The organism is Microbacterium sp. Z10_103 (assembly GCF_058310455.1).
Genome location: NZ_JBZEGK010000001.1, coordinates 376,618 through 392,990 on the forward strand (window position 1 = coordinate 376,618; position 16,373 = coordinate 392,990).

The 16,373-nt window shown below is 70.3% G+C and carries 16 protein-coding genes and 1 tRNA gene; 9 read left to right on the plus strand and 8 right to left on the minus strand.

Features of this window, described 5'->3' with window-relative positions; translation table 11 throughout:
- Positions 1-15 precede the first annotated feature (15 nt).
- Positions 16-1,401: an FAD-dependent oxidoreductase gene (locus tag AC4FS2_RS01660; protein WP_491154079.1), complete on the plus strand. Its 1,386-nt coding sequence runs from the start codon at positions 16-18 to the stop codon at positions 1,399-1,401.
- Positions 1,398-1,796, plus strand: a complete 399-nt coding sequence (locus tag AC4FS2_RS01665; protein WP_491154077.1) for an arsenate-mycothiol transferase ArsC — start codon at positions 1,398-1,400, stop codon at positions 1,794-1,796. The genes AC4FS2_RS01660 and AC4FS2_RS01665 overlap by 4 nt, the downstream gene beginning before the upstream one ends.
- On the opposite strand, the gene AC4FS2_RS01670 is transcribed toward AC4FS2_RS01665, so the two are convergent.
- The 5 genes from AC4FS2_RS01670 to AC4FS2_RS01690 form a co-directional block, all read right to left on the minus strand.
- Positions 1,793-2,077: a hypothetical protein gene (locus tag AC4FS2_RS01670; protein ID WP_491154076.1), complete on the minus strand. Its 285-nt coding sequence runs from the start codon at positions 2,075-2,077 to the stop codon at positions 1,793-1,795. The two genes, AC4FS2_RS01665 and AC4FS2_RS01670, sit on opposite strands and share 4 nt — an antisense overlap.
- 31 nt (positions 2,078-2,108) lie before the next feature.
- Positions 2,109-2,252 (minus strand): hypothetical protein, encoded by a 144-nt coding sequence (locus AC4FS2_RS01675; protein ID WP_491154073.1) that lies wholly within the window; start codon positions 2,250-2,252, stop codon positions 2,109-2,111.
- 103 nt (positions 2,253-2,355) lie between these two features.
- Entirely contained in the window at positions 2,356-2,979 is a 624-nt protein-coding gene (locus AC4FS2_RS01680) for a hypothetical protein (protein ID WP_491154072.1), read from the minus strand.
- Positions 2,980-3,055: 76 nt separating this feature from the next.
- Positions 3,056-3,131: transfer RNA gene (locus AC4FS2_RS01685), tRNA-Met, on the minus strand.
- Positions 3,132-3,237: 106 nt separating this feature from the next.
- A complete protein-coding gene (locus AC4FS2_RS01690; RefSeq protein ID WP_491154070.1) occupies positions 3,238-4,224 on the minus strand; it encodes a helix-turn-helix transcriptional regulator in 987 nt (328 codons plus the stop codon).
- 61 nt (positions 4,225-4,285) lie between these two features.
- Here AC4FS2_RS01690 and AC4FS2_RS01695 point away from each other — a divergent pair, with 61 nt between their 5' ends.
- The 7 genes from AC4FS2_RS01695 (at position 4,286) to ligD (ending at position 12,643) form a co-directional block, all read left to right on the plus strand.
- On the plus strand, positions 4,286-5,338 hold the full coding sequence (locus tag AC4FS2_RS01695; RefSeq protein WP_491154069.1) for an ATP-binding cassette domain-containing protein: 1,053 nt from the start codon (positions 4,286-4,288) through the stop codon (positions 5,336-5,338).
- Positions 5,335-6,129: an ABC transporter permease gene (locus AC4FS2_RS01700; RefSeq protein ID WP_491154067.1), complete on the plus strand. Its 795-nt coding sequence runs from the start codon at positions 5,335-5,337 to the stop codon at positions 6,127-6,129. The genes AC4FS2_RS01695 and AC4FS2_RS01700 overlap by 4 nt, the downstream gene beginning before the upstream one ends.
- A gap of 89 nt (positions 6,130-6,218) precedes the next feature.
- The gene (locus AC4FS2_RS01705) at positions 6,219-7,172 is read left to right on the plus strand and encodes a hypothetical protein (RefSeq protein ID WP_491154066.1); all 954 of its coding nucleotides are present in this window, start codon (positions 6,219-6,221) and stop codon (positions 7,170-7,172) included.
- A gap of 34 nt (positions 7,173-7,206) precedes the next feature.
- On the plus strand, positions 7,207-7,779 hold the full coding sequence (locus tag AC4FS2_RS01710) for a YflT domain-containing protein (protein WP_491154064.1): 573 nt from the start codon (positions 7,207-7,209) through the stop codon (positions 7,777-7,779).
- Between the two features lie 190 nt (positions 7,780-7,969).
- Complete coding sequence (locus tag AC4FS2_RS01715) at positions 7,970-10,408, plus strand: ATP-dependent helicase (protein ID WP_491155680.1); 2,439 nt, start codon at positions 7,970-7,972, stop codon at positions 10,406-10,408.
- 33 nt (positions 10,409-10,441) lie between these two features.
- Positions 10,442-11,557: an SseB family protein gene (locus AC4FS2_RS01720; protein ID WP_491154062.1), complete on the plus strand. Its 1,116-nt coding sequence runs from the start codon at positions 10,442-10,444 to the stop codon at positions 11,555-11,557.
- 57 nt (positions 11,558-11,614) lie between these two features.
- The gene (gene ligD / locus AC4FS2_RS01725) at positions 11,615-12,643 is read left to right on the plus strand and encodes a non-homologous end-joining DNA ligase (RefSeq protein WP_491154060.1); all 1,029 of its coding nucleotides are present in this window, start codon (positions 11,615-11,617) and stop codon (positions 12,641-12,643) included.
- Positions 12,644-12,724: 81 nt separating this feature from the next.
- On the opposite strand, the gene AC4FS2_RS01730 is transcribed toward ligD, so the two are convergent.
- From AC4FS2_RS01730 to AC4FS2_RS01740, 3 genes are all read right to left on the minus strand, one after another.
- On the minus strand, positions 12,725-13,768 hold the full coding sequence (locus AC4FS2_RS01730) for an ATP-dependent DNA ligase (RefSeq protein ID WP_491154058.1): 1,044 nt from the start codon (positions 13,766-13,768) through the stop codon (positions 12,725-12,727).
- A 65-nt stretch (positions 13,769-13,833) separates the two neighbouring features.
- Entirely contained in the window at positions 13,834-14,985 is a 1,152-nt protein-coding gene (locus AC4FS2_RS01735; protein ID WP_491154057.1) for an AI-2E family transporter, read from the minus strand.
- Between the two features lie 93 nt (positions 14,986-15,078).
- On the minus strand, positions 15,079-16,338 hold the full coding sequence (locus AC4FS2_RS01740) for an acyl-CoA dehydrogenase family protein (RefSeq protein ID WP_491154055.1): 1,260 nt from the start codon (positions 16,336-16,338) through the stop codon (positions 15,079-15,081).
- Positions 16,339-16,373: the final 35 nt, after the last annotated feature.

Genomic DNA, 16,373 nt, shown 5'->3' on the forward strand with positions numbered 1-16,373 from the left:
CCCGAAGGACACCTCATGCACATCGTCGCCATCGGCGGCAGCGACGCCGGAATCTCTGCCGCGCTGCGAGCACGCGAGCTCGACCCGACCGTGGATGTCACGGTGGTCGTCGCCGACGCGTACCCGAACTACTCCATCTGCGGCATCCCGTACTTCTTCTCCGGCGAGGTGCAGCCGTGGCAGTCGCTCGCCCATCGCACCCACGCCGACCTCGAAGCGACCGGCATGCGCCTGCGGCTCAACACCCTCGCCACGGGGATCGACGTCACCGGTCGGCAGCTCACCGTTCGCGACGAACAGGGGGTCGAGTCGACCATCGGCTATGACGCACTCGTCGTCGGCACCGGCGCGCTGCCTACTCACGCCGGGATCGCCGGTCTCGACGAGCTCGGCCCCGACGACGGCGTGCACGTCATCCACTCAATGGGCGACACCTTCGCGCTGAACGCGCACCTCACCGAGCGGACGCCGCGCTCGGCGATCATCATCGGTGCCGGCTACGTGGGCCTCGAAATGGCCGAGGCGTTCACCGCCCGCGGCATCGCCGTCACGCAGCTGCAGCGCGGTGCCGAAGTGCTTTCCACCCTGGATGACGAGCTGGGCGCGCTCGTGCACGCGGAACTCGCCAGCCACGGTGTCGTCGTGCATACCGGCACCACCGTCCGCAGCGTCGAGAAGACCGACCGCGGCCTGGTCGTGTACGCCAACCGCGCCGGCGGAGACGTCACCCACACCGCGGATCTTGTCCTCGCCGTGGTCGGAGTCCGCCCGAACACACAGCTGCTCGAGCACGCCGGCGCGGCCCTCGGTGCGGGGAACGCTGTCATGGTGGACGAGCAGATGCGCACGGGCCTGCCAGGTGTGTTCGCCGCCGGCGACGGGGTCACCACTCACCACCGCCTCCTCGGCGTCACCTACCTCCCCCTCGGAACCACCGCACACAAGCAGGGCCGCATCGCCGGTGAGAACGCCTTGGGCGGAGCTGCCCGTTTCGCCGGTTCGGTCGGTACCCAGGTCGTCAAGGTCTTCGACCTCGTCGCCGCACGCACCGGACTCCGCCAGCACGAAGCGCTCGCCGCAGGATTCCCCGCGGCCACCACGCAGGCCGTCGCCGACGACCACAAGCGGTACTACCCGGGCGCTCAGCCCATCAGCATCCGCATCACCGGCGACACCGGCACCGGTCGCCTCCTCGGCGCACAACTCGTCGGGCGACTCGGCACCGAGACCGCCAAACGCGTCGACACCTACGCCACCGCCCTGTTCGCCGGACTCACCGTCGAGCAGGTCAGCGACCTCGACCTCTCGTACACCCCGCCGCTCGGGTCGCCATGGGACGCCGTGCAGGTCGCGACCCAGTCCTGGTCGCGCGACACTCGACTGACGGGATCCCGCGCATGACCACCCCGCCGACCGTGTTGTTCCTCTGCACACACAACGCCGGGCGCTCCCAGCTCGGCGCGCACCTTCTCACCCATGTCGCCGGCGATCGTGTCTCATCGACCAGCGGGGGGATCGCCCCCGCCGACGTCATCAACCCCGCCATCGCACGCACCCTCGCCGAGCTGGGCATCGACACCTCCGCCGCCACGCCGCGCGCGGTCACCGCCGAGGACCTCGCCACCGCAGACATCGTCGTCACCATGAAGCCCGGCCTGGCGCTTCCCGGCCCGATCGCGGGAGAGCACGTCGAATGGGAGTTCCCCGACCCCGCTACGTGGGAGGCCGACGGCGCGCGCGACCTCCGCGATGCCGTCCGCACCGCGGTCACCGCGCTCGCGGAACGGTTCGCCTAGACCTCGCGGCCGTCGCGCCGAGAGGCGAGAACTTCCCTGCCCTCCGGAGTGAGCGCGTACGTGTCGCCATCGCGCGCCACCCAGCCGAGGTTGAGAAGCCGCCAGACCGTCTCGTCCAGCATCCGGGGGAGCCGCTCCCGGTGCGCCGTGGTCAACTCCGGGCGACGAGCCTCCCACGCGGCCACCATCTCGGCCTTCGAGAGGCGCCCGCCGACCGCCAGGATGTCGAGGACCAGTGCGCGCACCGCGGTGAGGTGGCGCCGCGCGATCGGATCGGTCATCGGGCGCCGCTCCCCGGGCGCCGATGCTCGATCATGACGTCTCCCGCCACGGGCCCGCCACCGGGTGATCGCCCAGGCGGTGGTCCGCGTCCGGACGCCCGGTCACGTCGATCACGGTCACGGCATCCTCCGCAGATATCGATGTGCGTCGATAACCCAGTATCGAATCATCCATCGATCGTCGCCGCCTCCGGGGGATGGCCACGTTGCTCGCCCCCGCGTGAGCGACGTTCGGGTGGACCGTCGCTCGGCGATCGCTCGTGGGCGAGTTTGCTGACTCAGCTGAGGAACTCCGGTCGTACCTCTGCGACGCCGCCCAGCTCGCCTTGGAGTCGGCGGACCAAGAGCCGACCTTGCTCCACCCAGCCGGCAGGGAGTGGATCGTCCACCTGTCGCGTCAGCCAGGCCTCGTTCCAGTCGTACAGGTCGGCGCTGAGCTCCGACGTGAGTCCGAGCTGCGGACCGGTGAGGCGGTAGTCGTCGGTGAAGTCCTCCCACAGCGGCCACCCGCTGATCCATTCCGGAAACACCCGAACAACCCGCAACCCATTCGGCAACACGGTCGGCCGCGCGTGCCGGCTCCTGGCCATCAGGTAGCGATCCTGCATCTGCCGACGGCGCTGCCACTCCCGCGCCGAGCCCGGCGGGTCGTTGTAATCCATCCCCGAGAGCCAGATCAGACCGCGCATGCCGCGTGAGTCGTTTTCCACGAGAGCAAGGGACCAGAGGCGCTCATCTCCGTTGGACATCGCCAGCGCAGTCTCCAGAGCTTCCTCGACCGTCGCCTCGACGATGTCGAGGGTGGTGACCGCGTTGGCGGGGCCCTCGAAGACGTAGACGCGATAGCGTGCGTCGTCTCTCTCCCAGGTCGAATCCCGTTCATCCACGTAGAAGCCGTGCATCACATCAACCTACGGTCGCGGTTGTCGTGATGGCGACCGAGGTCCCGTGGTCGGCTGATCTCACCGAGGAGAGACGTGGACGCGGCGGCGGGAGTCGAACCCGCAACGCACTCGGGTATGAACCGATGCCCGGGACCGCCCGGACCGCCGCGATGATGCCTCGACGCTACCCATGCCGGGCCGTTTCGGTCGACTGTGTGACGCCGCATGTCCAGGCCGAGAATCCCGCGCTCCGGGGCGGATGCGGCACGCCGCGGGTCAGGGGCGCGGAGGAGGAGGCGGAGCATCGAGGGCCTGCAGCATCCGGGTCAGGGCTTCGCGCATCTCGGCGCGGTGCGGCTCGGCGAGGTCGGTGCGGTACGCCACCCCCTCCGGCACCCACGACATGCCGTACATGGTCTCGCGCCAGTCGCTGCCGCCGACGGGCCAGCGCGTGCGGGTCTCGTTCTCCGCGGTCGCGCCCTGGCCCCATTGCCCGAACACATCCCGCATGACGTCCCAGGGGAGATCCATGACGACATCGGTCTCCACCGGCTGACGCACCCAGGAACGCGCGACGAGGATGAACTCGTCGATCTCCTCCTCGGTGAGCGGGCGGGGGCCGAACAGCACGCGCGCGTGCTCGACGTCCGACAGGCGATCGACCCGGAACGTGCGCCAGTCGTCGCGGTCGAGGTCCCAGCAGAGCACATACCAATGCCGGTCGGCGGGCGCGAGATAGTGCGGTTCGACCCGTCGCCTCGTCACATCGCCGGCCGCTGACGTGTAGGTGAAGCGCACACGCTCGCCGTCCCGGCACGCCAGCGCGAGTTCGCCCAGCACCTCGGTGGATGCTGCTTCCCCGACCGCGACGCCCACCGGATGCACAGCGTCGGCGAGCGCCGTCACGCGCCTGCGGAGGGCCGCCGGCAGCACCTGCTCGAGCTTCGCCAGTGCCGTCAGCGCCGTCTCGGCGCCGCCGACCAGGCGCTGGGATGCGGCGATCCGCAACCCGATCGCCATCGCCACAGCCTCCTCGTCGTTGAGGAGAAGGGGAGGAACGGCGCTCCCGGCCTCGAGGCGGTACCCCCCGGCCGCCCCGGGCGTCGACTCGATGCGGTACCCCAGCTCGCGGAGCCGCTCGACATCGCGGCGCACGGTGCGCTCGGTGACACCGAGGCGCCCGGCGAGCTCGGACCCGGGCCAATGCCGATGCGTCTGCAGCAGATTGAGGAGCGACAGGGCGCGCGTGGTGGTATCCGACATGACGGAAGTCTGCCCTACTATGCGGACCGAATCTGTCCGCATTGCTTCCTACGCTCGCGGCATGGCGAATGAACCGATCCTCGAAGCGCAGGGTCTCACGAAGCGCTTCACCGTCAAGAAGAAGGTCGTCGAGGCGGTCACCGACCTCACCTTCCAGGTCGCCGCGGGCGAGCTTGTCGCATTCCTCGGTCCCAATGGGGCCGGCAAATCCACGAGCCTGCGGATGCTCACCACGCTGCTGCCGCCGACTGCCGGCACCGCTCGCGTCGTGGGTCACGACATCCTCCGCGACCCCGCCGGGGTGCGCGCCCGCATCGGATACGTGGGGCAGCTCACCAGCGGCAGCTTCTCGCAGCGCGTGCGGGACGAGCTGCTCAGCCAGGGCGCGTTCTACGGCATGTCCCGCGCTGCGTCGGCGGTACGTGCGGACGAACTCGTCGAATCTCTCGACCTCGCCCCGTTCGCGACGCGGTCGGTGCAGCAGCTCTCCGGCGGGCAGAAGCGGCGGCTCGACATCGCGCTCGGTCTCATGCACGCGCCGCCCCTGCTCTTCCTGGACGAGCCGTCGACGGGGCTCGACCCGCAGAGCCGCGCGAACCTGTGGCAGCACATCCTCGAGCTGCGTGCCTCCCATGGGACCACGGTGTTCCTGACGACGCATTACCTCGAGGAGGCCGACCGCTACGCCGAACGGGTGATGGTGATGGACCGGGGCCGGGTGATCGCCGACGACACCGCCGTGCGGCTGAAAGCCGAGCTCGCCGGCGACGTCCTCACTCTCGGCTTCGCCCGCCCTGCGGATGTCGAGGCCGCACTTCCCGTCGTGGCGCGGCTGACCGACCGCACCGTGCGGCGGCATGATGCCGCATCCCTCACCCTCACGGCACCCGACGGCGACAGGCTGCTGCCCGCAGCGATCCGGGCGCTGGATGCCGCGGGACTGGCCGTCACGGAGGCGACCGGTGTGCCGCCGACTCTCGACGACGTCTTCCTCGCCCTCACCGGTCGGACGCTGCGGGAGGCCGGAGAGGGCGAGGGTCAGCCCGCCGGCGAGCCGGAACTCTCCGACGCGGCGCCGGCCGCATCCGCCTCGACGACAGGAGCATCCCGATGACCACCGCATCCGACGCCCGCCCGCAGACCGCGGTGGGTGGCAACGCCGCTCGTGACACATGGCACGTTCTGACCCGCGAACTGAAGCCGGTTGTCCGCGACCCGTTCACTCTCATCTTCAGCCTCGTGCAGCCGCTGGTCTTCCTCGGCTTGTTCGCTCCGCTCCTCATCGGCTCGTCCGGTGTGCCGGCGGCGGAGACGCTGCAATGGTTCGTACCCGGCGTCCTCGTCATGATCGTGCTGTTCGGTACCGGAGCAACCGGGTCGAATCTGCAGTACGAGATGATGACCGGGTCGCACGAACGCACCCTCGTCGCTCCGCTGGTTCGCTCGTCGCTCCTGGTGGGCCGGGCGCTGAAGGAGGTCGCGCCGATCCTCGTGCAGTCGCTGATCATCGTGCTGATCGCGTGGCCGTTCGGATTCTCTGTCAACCCCGTCGGACTCCTTGTCGGACTCCCCCTGCTCGCGGTGTTCGGGGTGGGCCTCGGATCGCTCTCGTATGCCCTCGCCCTGGCCACACGAGACCGCGAGTGGCTGTTCTGGGGTGTGCAGCAGACACTGATCTTCCCCCTCCTGATCCTGTCGGGGATGCTGCTGCCGCTGGATGCCGCGCCGGCCTGGATGCGCGCGGTCGCGACGGTGAACCCCATCAACTGGGTCGTACAGGCAGAGCGTGCCGTCTTCGCCGGAGACCTCGGCGCCGCCGCGGTGCTGTGGGGCTGGGTCGCTGCGGTCGCCCTCGCCGCCGTCGGCCTGCTCGTCGGCATCCGCGCCATGCGCCGGGCGCACTGACCCGTCCGTGCGGGATCCGGGCGATCGTGACCGACGGGCGGGCGGGCGGAGGAGCAATCGGTTCTCGCCGAGGGCAGTACCGTTAGAGGATGGCGAGGACGGCGAGGAACGGGCTGCTGGCCCTGGTCGCCGTCGTCGTGCTCTTGCTCGTGGGCGTGCTCGCGGCGGTCCTCGCGGGCATGTGGCTCGATGCCCCGCGCGGGGACGCCGCGCGCCCCGAGGAACCCGGCGAGACGGCGCTGACCTGGGTGGCCCGGGCGCTGCTGCTGCTCTCGGTCGCGTGGCTGGTCATCGGCATGCTCGCTGCCCGGACGCGTCTGGTTCGCCGCCCGGGCGCGGCAGGTGCTCGCGCGGCGTGGCTGGCCTCCACCCGGCCGTGGCGGGCAGAGGAATCCACGCTGGGGATGCTGCCGCTGGACCGCTGGCTCATGATCCTCGTGCCGGGTGGCCTGCTGGTCGCCACCCGCGGCGTGCAGACCGCGCTGCTGGGATGGATCGAGCTCGCCGCCGTCCTGGGCGGATGGTTCGTCTTCGCCGTCGTGGTGCGCATCCTGGTCGGACGGCGATCGCCGTGGCCGGTGATCGCCGCCGTGGGCGGGGTGATCGTCCTGCGCTGCGCGCTCGCGCTCGTGGCCGTCTCGATCGCCGGCCCGACAGCGTTCTGGGAAGCGTTCTGGTCGCATCCCCTCGTCCGGTTCTTCTATATCGTTCCCGCAGTCGCCCTGGCGCTGTGGGCATTCGTCGCCGCCGGCGGGGCGCTGGCCGCCCAGTTCGGCAGCCGGCGCGGCTGGGGGATCGTGCTCGCCGGCATGGGTGCCGGGCTCGCCCTCCCGGCCGCGGTGATCGCCCTGGCCGGCTTCGGCCTCGTGACGGAGGCGTGGACCGGCCAGTTGCCGGGCACGCGTCCCGGACTCGATGCGCTCATCGGGATGGAAGGTGCGACGGGCACATGGGGCGCGGTCGTCGCGGGTGTGGTGCTCACGGCCATTGGTCTGGTCCTGCGGTTCTTGCCCTCGCGAAACGCCGAGCGAGCAATACACTGACCTCGGGTGGGGGACCCCGACCGATGGGAGCATCATGACCGATGTCACGAACGCGGTGCCCGAGCGCCGCCTGCTGTCCAGCTTCACGGAGTATCTCGACGCGCAGTCCGCTGTGGACAGACTCTCCGACGGCGGGTTCCCCGTCGAGAACGTCGCGATCGTCGGGCACAACGTCCGAATCGTCGAGCAGGTCACCGGTCGCATGACCAACGGCCGTGCCGCCGGGTACGGTGCGGCAAGCGGTGCGTGGTTCGGTCTTCTCATCGGACTGCTGTTCGGCCTCCTCGCGCCCGGGGTCGTCTGGCTGTGGCTGCTCCTGTGGGGGCTCGTGCTCGGCGCCCTGTGGGGGGCAGTGTTCGGTTTCGTCGGTCACTGGGTCACCCGTGGTCGCCGCGATTTCAACTCGGTGCAGAAGCTGGAAGCCGAGCGATGGGACGTGATGGTGAACGCCGACCAGCTGCTGCGCGCACAGTCCGTGCTCGGCACGACCGCGCCTGCGACGCCCGCGGCTGCTCCGGCCGCGCCCGCTCCGGCCGCCTCAGCTCCGCCCGCTCCGCCGGCCGCCCCTCCGGCACCCCCTGCGCCGGGCGGCCCCGCGGGCTCCTGACCCGGTCCGGCGCTTCCGGTCTGGGGTCGGCGCGCATCGCCGAAACGGCGATGGCGCGCGGCACGGACGACCTCTCCGGCAGTCGGTGGCCGGGGGCGGTGTCGGTGCGCGCGCCTAGACTGGTAGGGACATGACCGACGCATCCACGCCCTCGCCCACGCGCTCGGAGGCTCCACGCAGCGCGTCAGCGATGCGTGGGGGAAGCGGGGGGATCATCGTCGGCGGCGACCGCGGTCCGCAGTCCGGTACGGGCGCTCCCCGCCCCGACGATGACCTGCTCGAGGGCTTGAACCCGCCGCAGCGCGAAGCCGTCACCTATCGCGGTCCGGCGCTGCTCATCGTCGCGGGCGCCGGTTCGGGGAAGACGCGCGTGCTCACGCACCGCATCGCGTCGCTGCTGCGGACCGGCGAGGCGTGGCCGAGCCAGATCCTCGCGATCACCTTCACGAACAAGGCCGCCGGTGAGATGCGCGAGCGCGTGCGGCAGCTGATCGGCGATCGCGCCGAAGGCATGTGGATCTCCACCTTCCACTCCGCGTGCGTGCGGATCCTCCGTCGCGAAGCGCAGCAGTTCGGCTTCACCAAGGCCTTCACCATCTATGACTCCGGCGACTCCCGTGCGCTCATCAAGCGCCTCGTCAAGGAGCACGAGGGGGATGCGTTCGGCCTCACCCCGGCCGGCACGCAGAGTCGCATCTCCAAACTCAAGAACGAGCTCGCCGACGCAGAGTCGTACGCGCGGCAGGCGAACATGAGCGATCCCGCCGAGCGCGTGTTCGTGGAGATCTTCGGCGCATACCAGAGTGCGCTCCAGCGGGCGAACGCCTTCGACTTCGACGATCTCATCGCCCAGACGGTCTACCTGTTCCGTGCGTTCCCGCACGTGGCCGACGTCTATCGACGCCGGTTCCGCCACATCCTCGTCGACGAGTACCAGGACACGAACCACGCGCAGTACGCGCTCATCCACGAACTCACCCGGCCGATCGGCTCCGACGCCGGACCGATCGCGTCCTCCGGCGGCATGATGATCTTCGACGCGGATCCGGCCGACGACCCCGACAAGGCACCCGCGTCGCTCACCGTCGTCGGTGACTCCGACCAGTCGATCTACGCGTTCCGCGGCGCCGACATCCGCAACATCAGCGAGTTCGAGCGCGACTATCCCGGCGCGAAGGTCGTCCTGCTGGAACAGAACTACCGCTCGACCCAGAACATCCTGTCGGCTGCGAACGCGGTCATCAGCAACAACTTCGATCGCAAAGACAAGCGGTTGTGGACGGACGTGGGCGCGGGCGAACCGATCGTCGGCTTCACCGGCTACTCCCAGCACGACGAGGCGCAGTTCGTGGCCGACGAGATCGAGGCACTGCGCAAGGGCGGCATCGGCTACAACCAGATGGCGGTGTTCTACCGCACGAACTCGCAGTCGCGTGCGCTGGAGGAGATCTTCATCCGCTCCGCCATCCCGTACAAGATCATGGGCGGCACCAAGTTCTACGAGCGGGCCGAGATCAAAGACGCCATCGCCTACCTCGTGGCGGTCGCCAATCCGGCCGATGAGATGGCGATCCGCCGCATCCTGAACAAACCGCGCCGCGGCATCGGCGATGTCACCGAGACGGCGATCGCGCGGTACGCCGCCGACCAGCAGATCACCTTCCGCGACGCGCTCGCGAATGCGTCGGCGCTCGGGGTCGGGCCCAAGCTCCAGCAGGCCATCGCGCACCTGGATGCGGTGCTCGCCGAGGCGACCGAGATCATGCTGCCCGCGTCGGGAGAACTCGCGCCGCCCACCGCGGTCACCGAGGGCCTCACGCTGCTGTTGAACAAGAGCGGCTACTTCGATGCGCTGCGGGCCAGCCGCGACCCGCAGGACGAGGCGCGCCTGGAAAACCTCGACGAGCTCGTGGCCGTGACCCGGGAGTTCGCCCGCAACAACCCCGAGGGCACCCTGATCGACTTCCTCACCGAGGTCGCGCTCGTCTCCGACGCCGATGACCTGGTGGATGCCTCGGGCTCGGTGTCGCTCATGACCCTGCACACGGCGAAAGGCCTCGAGTACGACGCCGTCTTCCTCACGGGGGTCGAGGAAGACCTCATCCCGCACCGCATCTCCGCGGGGGAGCCCGGCGGCCCGCAGGAGGAGCGCCGGCTGTTCTACGTCGGCATCACGCGCGCCCGGAAGCGCCTGCACCTCTCCCTCGCGATGACCCGTGCGCAGTTCGGTGAAGTGTCCGTGGCGATGCCCAGCCGCTTCCTGCAGGAGATCCCCGCCGACCTCATCGACTGGCGCCAGTCTCCCGGCGATGTCAACTCGCGCGGGGGTGCGCAGTCGCGTGCGCTCAACGCCCGCCCGCGACGGCCCGGCGCGGGAGGCCGCTACGGCGACGACCTCGTCCCGAAGTCTTCGGCGATCGACAAGTTCCCGAACCGGATCCCGGCGAAGGTGCGCGACAACGGCGACATGGAACTCGCCGCGGGCGACCGCATCCGCCACGACGATTTCGGCGAGGGTCGCGTGGATGCGATCACCGGCGAGGGCGCCAAGCGCGTCGCGCACGTGCGTTTCGATTCGGTGGGCGCCAAGAAGCTCCTCGTGAAGATCGCGCCGATCGTCAAGCTGTGACCCGCGCGCGCTCCGGTCGTTAGGCTGGCCCGGATGGCTCTGTTCTCGCGCCGCAAGTCCGCCCCGCCCGCCGGCCCTCCGCCCGAGGGGGTCGAACCGGGCGAGCAGCCCGTCGACCCCGCGAGCGAGGGGAGTGCCGCCCCTGCGACGCCACCGGAGTCCCCGGAGCCTGCGCCCGAGGTGACGATCTCCGTCTCCGCGTTCCGCGGCGTGGGCGCTGCGACGTCACCGCCCGCGGCGGGCGCACCACCGGAGGATGCCGCATCTGCGGGCCCGCCCGGAAGCCCCGCATCCGCGGCCCCGCAGGAGGGCGCTGCGCCGCTGCCGACGCGACGCGCCGCACCCGCCGAGGCCCCGCCTCCGACGTCGACGCTGCCCGGCCTCCGCGACAACGTGCTGCTGACCCAGGCCCTTGCGGCGTTACCGGAGAAACCCGGCGGCATCGACCTGATGAACGTCGCGCGCCAGCTCCTGCAAGGACACCTGTTCCTCCGCGTGCAGGGCGATGCCCGCGCGCTGTTGTCGCAGGGCAAGCCGCTTCCGCTGTCGATCGCGACCCTCGGCGACAAACGCTTCGTGCTGGCCTACAGCGGCGGCGCCGCCATTCAGGCGAGTGTCCGGGCCGACGGCAACACCAAGACGTCGGCGATGGGCCAGCCCGTGCTGGCCGTGTTGCGCCACGCCGTTGCCGGTGGCTACGACGGCCTGATCCTCGACAACAACTCCGCGCCGGGGCGCGCCGTGCTGCCGAGGGAGATCCTCCAGCGCGCCGTCGACGACGCGGACGAGGGTCTGCGGATCAAGACCCTACTCGCCGAGCAGCGGACCGACGCCACGGCGACGGAGGTTGCCCTCGCGCTGATCGAGGCGCCCCTGTGGATCGCCGTCAAGCGCGCGGAGGCCGGCGGCCCGGTGGGCGTGGCCGAGACCCGCACCGCCGAGGGGGAGCGTTTCCTCGAGGTGTTCTCGCACCCGCTGGAGTCGGTGGCTCTGGCCCGCGGCGACGCCGCCGCGCCGATCACGGCGGCGCAGCTGGCGACGGCGCTGGCTCGCGACGAAGCACTGACGGGGGTGCTGGTGAACCCCGCCGGTCCCTGGATCCGGCTGACGCGCAGCGACCTGGCACCGCTCCTCGCCCTCGCCGGGTAGCGCGGGGGGCAGCATCCCGGGGATGACGGGAGCGTGGCCCCCCGATACGGTCGGTGCATGGCCTCCCCTCGCATCACGCTGTCCGTGCCGGGCCCGTCGGGTGATCGGGAGGTGGGTATCTCCAACCCCGATCGCGTGCTGTGGCCGGAGGCGGGCATCACCAAGCGCGAGCTCGCCGAGTACTTCATCGCCGTCGCCGACCCGTTCCTCGCTGCCAACGGCAACCGGCCGGTGTCGCTCGAGCGGTTCCCCGACGGCGTGGACGGCGAGAGCTTCTTCTCGAAGAACCCGCCCAAGGGTGCGCCCGACTACGTCGAGGCCGTCACCGTGACGTACAACAGTGGGCGGAAGCATCCGCAGCTCGTGCTCACCGAGATCGCGTCGGCGGTGTGGGCGGCGCAGATGAACACGGTCGTCTTCCACCCGTGGGCATCCCTCGCCTCGAACCCCGACAACCCCGTGGAGCTGCGGATCGACCTCGACCCGCAGCCGGGCACGGGATTCGCCGAGGCCGTCGTCGCAGCCCACGGGCTCCGCGAGGTGCTGCGCGAGGCCGAGCTGGAGCCGTGGATCAAGACGAGTGGCAACCGCGGGCTCCACGTGTTCTGTCCCATCGAGCCGACGCACGAGTTCCTCGATGTCCGCCACGCCGTGATCGCCGCGGCCCGCGAACTGGAGCGCCGCATGCCCGATCGGGTCACCACGGCGTGGTGGAAGGAGGAGCGCGGCGAGCGGATCTTCGTCGACTTCAACCAGGCCAACCGCGACCGCACGATGGCCGGTGCATACTCGCCGCGCCAGCTGGCAGCGGCGACGGTGTCCACGCCGGTGTCGTGGGACGAGCTGGACGGGGTGGATCCGCTTGCCTTCACGGTGCGCAGCATCCCTCATCGACTGGCCGACGTCGGCGACCCCTGGGCGGGGCTCCTGGATCGCCCGGGGCGGATCGACACGCTGCTCGGCTGGTGGGAGCGCGACCTGGAGAACGGACTCGGCGAGCTGCCGTTCCCCCCGGACTTCCCGAAGATGCCGGGCGAGCCCCCGCGCGTGCAGCCCAGCCGCCTCAACCCGAAGAACTGGTCCTAACCCCGTCGAGTCGCCACAAACTGTCGTGTTTCGCGCGGAAACCGGACGTTTTGTGGCGAGTCGACGGGGGTGTGAGGGGTCTCAGTCCAGGACGGCGGCGAGGTCGTACGCCGTGACGGACTCGAGCTGCTCGAACGTGCAGGAGCGGGCGTCGCGGTCGGGTCGCCACCGTTCGAACTGCACGGTGTGCCGGAAGCGCCACCCCTCGAGCTGGTCATAACGCACTTCCAGCACGCGCTCGGGGCGCAGCCGCACGAACGAGACGTCCTTCGACGCCGAGAAGCGGGAGCGGTCGGTCTCACCCGTGACGGCATCGCCGCCGGCATCCCGCTCGACGAGAGGCTCGAGTTCGTCGACGAGTTCCAGCCGGCGCTTGTCGCTCCACGCCGCGACGCCGCCGACGTTCAGCAGCCGCCCTTCGTCGTTGTACAGGCCGACCAGGAGCGACCCGACCCCGCGACCGGACTTGTGGATGCGGTAGCCCAGCGCGACGACATCCGCGGTGCGCGCGTGCTTGATCTTGAACATCGTCCGCTTGTTCGGGGCATAGGGCTGCGCCAGCGGCTTCGCGACGACGCCGTCCAGCCCCGCCCCTTCGAACTCCGCCAGCCACCGCCGGGCCACTGCGGGGTCGTCGGAGGTACGAGTCACGTGCACCGGATGCGGCACGCCCGACAGCAGATCGGTCAGCTGCGCGCGGCGTTCGGCGAACGGCTCGGCCTGCAGGTCGCGATCGCCCCGGGCGAGCAGGTCGAACGCGATGAACATGGCCGGAGTCTGCTCCGCCAGCATGTTGACGCGGGATGCGGCGGGGTGGATGCGCTGCGACAGCGCCTCCCAGTCCAACCGCTGGGCGCCGGGTTCCCCCGTGGCGACGACGACCTCGCCGTCCAGGAGACACGGTTCGGGGAGGAGGCGAGCAAACGCCTCGACGAGCTCGGGGAAGTAGCGGGTCAGCGGCTTCGCACCACGGCTGCCGATCTCCACCTCCGTGCCGTCCCAGGACACGAGCGCCCGGAATCCGTCCCACTTCGGCTCGTAGCTCAGCCCGCCGGCAACGCGGTCGGGCGCGGGGATCTCCGGGACGGACTTCGCGAGCATGGGCGCGGGGATCTCGTACGGCATGCATTCATCCTGCCCGGCGGGCCCGACGCGCGGTAGCGCGCGAGCGTGGTCGGCGGGGAGGAGGGTCAGGCCTCGAGAGTCTTCGGGCGCGCCCAGCGAGCCGGAAGATTGGGACCGTCCCATACCTGGACGACGCCCCATGCCGCGGCCGCGACCGGGACCGCGAGCACGGCGCCCACGATGCCGCCGACGACGGTGCCGACGACCAAGGCGACCAGGATGACGAACGCGTGCAGCTTCATCGACCGGCCCATGAGCACGGGCTGCAGGAAGTTGCCCTCGAGCTGGTTGACCAGCACGACCACACCCACCACGATGAGGGCGACGATCGGTCCGTTCGCGACCAGGGCCACCAGCGCGGCGAGGATGCCCGCGACCGTCGCCCCGACGATCGGGATGAAGGCGAGCAGGAACACCAGTACCCCCAGCGGGATCGCCAACGGCACCTGGAGGATGAGCAGACCGATGAGGATGCCGGCGGCATCCACCGCTGCCACCGTCGCGGTGCCCCGCACATACGACCCCAGGACGGTGACCGTCTTGTCGCCGATGCGGCGGGCGCGCGCGTAGTTCTCACCGCGGAAGGGACGGAGCAGGAACTCCCACATCTGCGGCCCGTCCTTGAGGAAGAAGAACAGGATCGTGACGAGGAGGACGAAGCCGGTGACGAAGTTGGCCACCGCTCCGACTCCTGCCAGCGCACCCGATCCGAACTGGGCGCTCGTGACGAAGTCGGTGACGGTGTTGACCAGCTCGTCGAGCTGGTCGGGCTGCACGAAGTCGAACGGGAGCGTCTGGACCCACGAGATGAGTGCCCGGAGCCCGTCCTCGGCCTGGGCGTAGAGCTCGTTCCACTGATCCCGCACCGCCCAGACGATCAGCCAGCCCAGCGCCGACAGGATGATCACGATCGTGAGGAGGGTGATGATCGTCGCCAGCAGCGAAGGCACGCCGTGCCGCCGCATCCAGCTCATCACCGGGTGGAACGCGCACGCGATGATCAGCGCGATGACCAGCGGGATGGTCACGAGGGTCAGCGACTGGATCGCGAAGATGATCGCGGCGGCCACGATCACCACGACGATGATCTGGATCGCCCGGACGCCGAGCCTGCCGAACGCATCGGCCCACAAACTCCACGGGGCACCGGCCGCTCTCAGTTCGACGTCCTTCGACTCCAGCTGCACCCGTTGCGGGTCGTTGCGGAACAATGCCATGGGGTGAGGCTAAACCCGACGGGGGGAGGCGACAGGAGGTTGCAGGCACCCACTCATCCGGGTATGCGCTCCGCAGGGACGCCGCCGTCCCGGTCAGGCGAAGGCGCTCATGCCGGTGATGTCGCGGCCGAGCAGCAGCGCCTGGACGCTCTCGGTGCCCTCGTACGTGTGGATGGCCTCGATGTCGGCCATGTGCTGCATGACGCCGTTCTCCAGCAGGATGCCGTTGCCGCCGAGGAGGTCGCGCGCCGTCGCGGCGACCCGCCGCGCGGCGCGGGTGTTGTGGTACTTCGCCAGCGAGGCCTGCGTGGGGCGCAGCCCGCCGGATTCCTCGAGGTCGGCCAGGCGGCGGCAGTACAGCTGCATCGCGGTGAGCTCGTCCAGCATCTGCGCGAGCCGTTCCTGCACCATCTGGAACTTCGCGAGTGGCTTGCCGAACTGCACCCGCTCGGTCGCGTATGCCAGCGCGGCTTCGTAGCAGGCCGTCGCGTGGCCCAGCGCCGACCAGGCGACGCCCGACCGCGTCGAGTACAGCACGGTCGAGGCATCCTTGAAGCTCTTGGTTCCCGGCAGGACCGCGTCCGCGGGCACGCGCACGTCGTCCAGGGCGATGTGGGCCTGGTGGATGCCGCGCAGCGACGCCTTGCCGGTGATCACCGTGCCGGTGTACCCCGGGGTTTCCTGCTCGACGAGGAAGCAGCGCACGGAGCCGTGCTCCGGGGCGCCCGGGTCATCGACCCGTGCCCACACGAACGTGACGCCGCCGGACGCGCCGTTGCCGATCCACTTCTTCGTGCCGCGGAGCACCCATTCCCCGGTCCCGTCGCCCGCGGAAGGGTCGTGTCGGGCGACGGTTTCCAGCGACACCGAGTCGGAGCCGTGATCGGGCTCGGTGAGCGCGAACGAGCCGAGCACCTCCCCCCGGGCGAGCGGCTGCAGCCAGCGACCCTGCTGCTCGGCACTGCCGAAGAGCGCGAGCGTGCGCAGCGCGAGTCCGCCCTGCACCGCGATCACGGTGCCGAGCGACCCATCGCCCCGCGAGATCTCCATGTTCACCAAGCCCGCGGCAAGGGGCGAGGACGCCGGCAACTCGGGGTGGTCGATGCCGTCGGTGTAGAGCCCGAGTTCGCCCATGCGCCGGACGAGGTCGAGCGGGTAGGTCGCGGCATCCCACTCCGACTGCATGCGCGGACCGACCTCGTCGACGAACGACTTCGCGCGGTCCCATGCCGCCCGGTCGGTGTCGGGGATGTCGGCGAACACGGCGTAGTAGTCGGTTCCGCGGCGCGCAGTGACGTCGTACCGCGCGACGCGCTCGCCCGGCAGGCCGTCGGGGGTGGGGGCTGCAGTCATGTACTCAGTATCACCCAGACCGAAACCCAGTCTCA

Bases quoted from the DNA above. Each gene is read 5' to 3' on its own strand.
- AC4FS2_RS01660 (WP_491154079.1), top strand. From the start codon at position 16: ATGCACATCGTCGCCATCGGCGGCAGCGACGCCGGAATCTCTGCCGCG.
- AC4FS2_RS01665 (WP_491154077.1), top strand. From the start codon at position 1,398: ATGACCACCCCGCCGACCGTGTTGTTCCTCTGCACACACAACGCCGGG.
- AC4FS2_RS01670 (WP_491154076.1), bottom strand. From the start codon at position 2,077: ATGACCGATCCGATCGCGCGGCGCCACCTCACCGCGGTGCGCGCACTG.
- AC4FS2_RS01675 (WP_491154073.1), bottom strand. From the start codon at position 2,252: ATGGATGATTCGATACTGGGTTATCGACGCACATCGATATCTGCGGAG.
- AC4FS2_RS01680 (WP_491154072.1), bottom strand. From the start codon at position 2,979: ATGCACGGCTTCTACGTGGATGAACGGGATTCGACCTGGGAGAGAGAC.
- AC4FS2_RS01690 (WP_491154070.1), bottom strand. From the start codon at position 4,224: ATGTCGGATACCACCACGCGCGCCCTGTCGCTCCTCAATCTGCTGCAG.
- AC4FS2_RS01695 (WP_491154069.1), top strand. From the start codon at position 4,286: ATGGCGAATGAACCGATCCTCGAAGCGCAGGGTCTCACGAAGCGCTTC.
- AC4FS2_RS01700 (WP_491154067.1), top strand. From the start codon at position 5,335: ATGACCACCGCATCCGACGCCCGCCCGCAGACCGCGGTGGGTGGCAAC.
- AC4FS2_RS01705 (WP_491154066.1), top strand. From the start codon at position 6,219: ATGGCGAGGACGGCGAGGAACGGGCTGCTGGCCCTGGTCGCCGTCGTC.
- AC4FS2_RS01710 (WP_491154064.1), top strand. From the start codon at position 7,207: ATGACCGATGTCACGAACGCGGTGCCCGAGCGCCGCCTGCTGTCCAGC.
- AC4FS2_RS01715 (WP_491155680.1), top strand. From the start codon at position 7,970: ATGCGTGGGGGAAGCGGGGGGATCATCGTCGGCGGCGACCGCGGTCCG.
- AC4FS2_RS01720 (WP_491154062.1), top strand. From the start codon at position 10,442: ATGGCTCTGTTCTCGCGCCGCAAGTCCGCCCCGCCCGCCGGCCCTCCG.
- ligD (WP_491154060.1), top strand. From the start codon at position 11,615: ATGGCCTCCCCTCGCATCACGCTGTCCGTGCCGGGCCCGTCGGGTGAT.
- AC4FS2_RS01730 (WP_491154058.1), bottom strand. From the start codon at position 13,768: ATGCCGTACGAGATCCCCGCGCCCATGCTCGCGAAGTCCGTCCCGGAG.
- AC4FS2_RS01735 (WP_491154057.1), bottom strand. From the start codon at position 14,985: ATGGCATTGTTCCGCAACGACCCGCAACGGGTGCAGCTGGAGTCGAAG.
- AC4FS2_RS01740 (WP_491154055.1), bottom strand. From the start codon at position 16,338: ATGACTGCAGCCCCCACCCCCGACGGCCTGCCGGGCGAGCGCGTCGCG.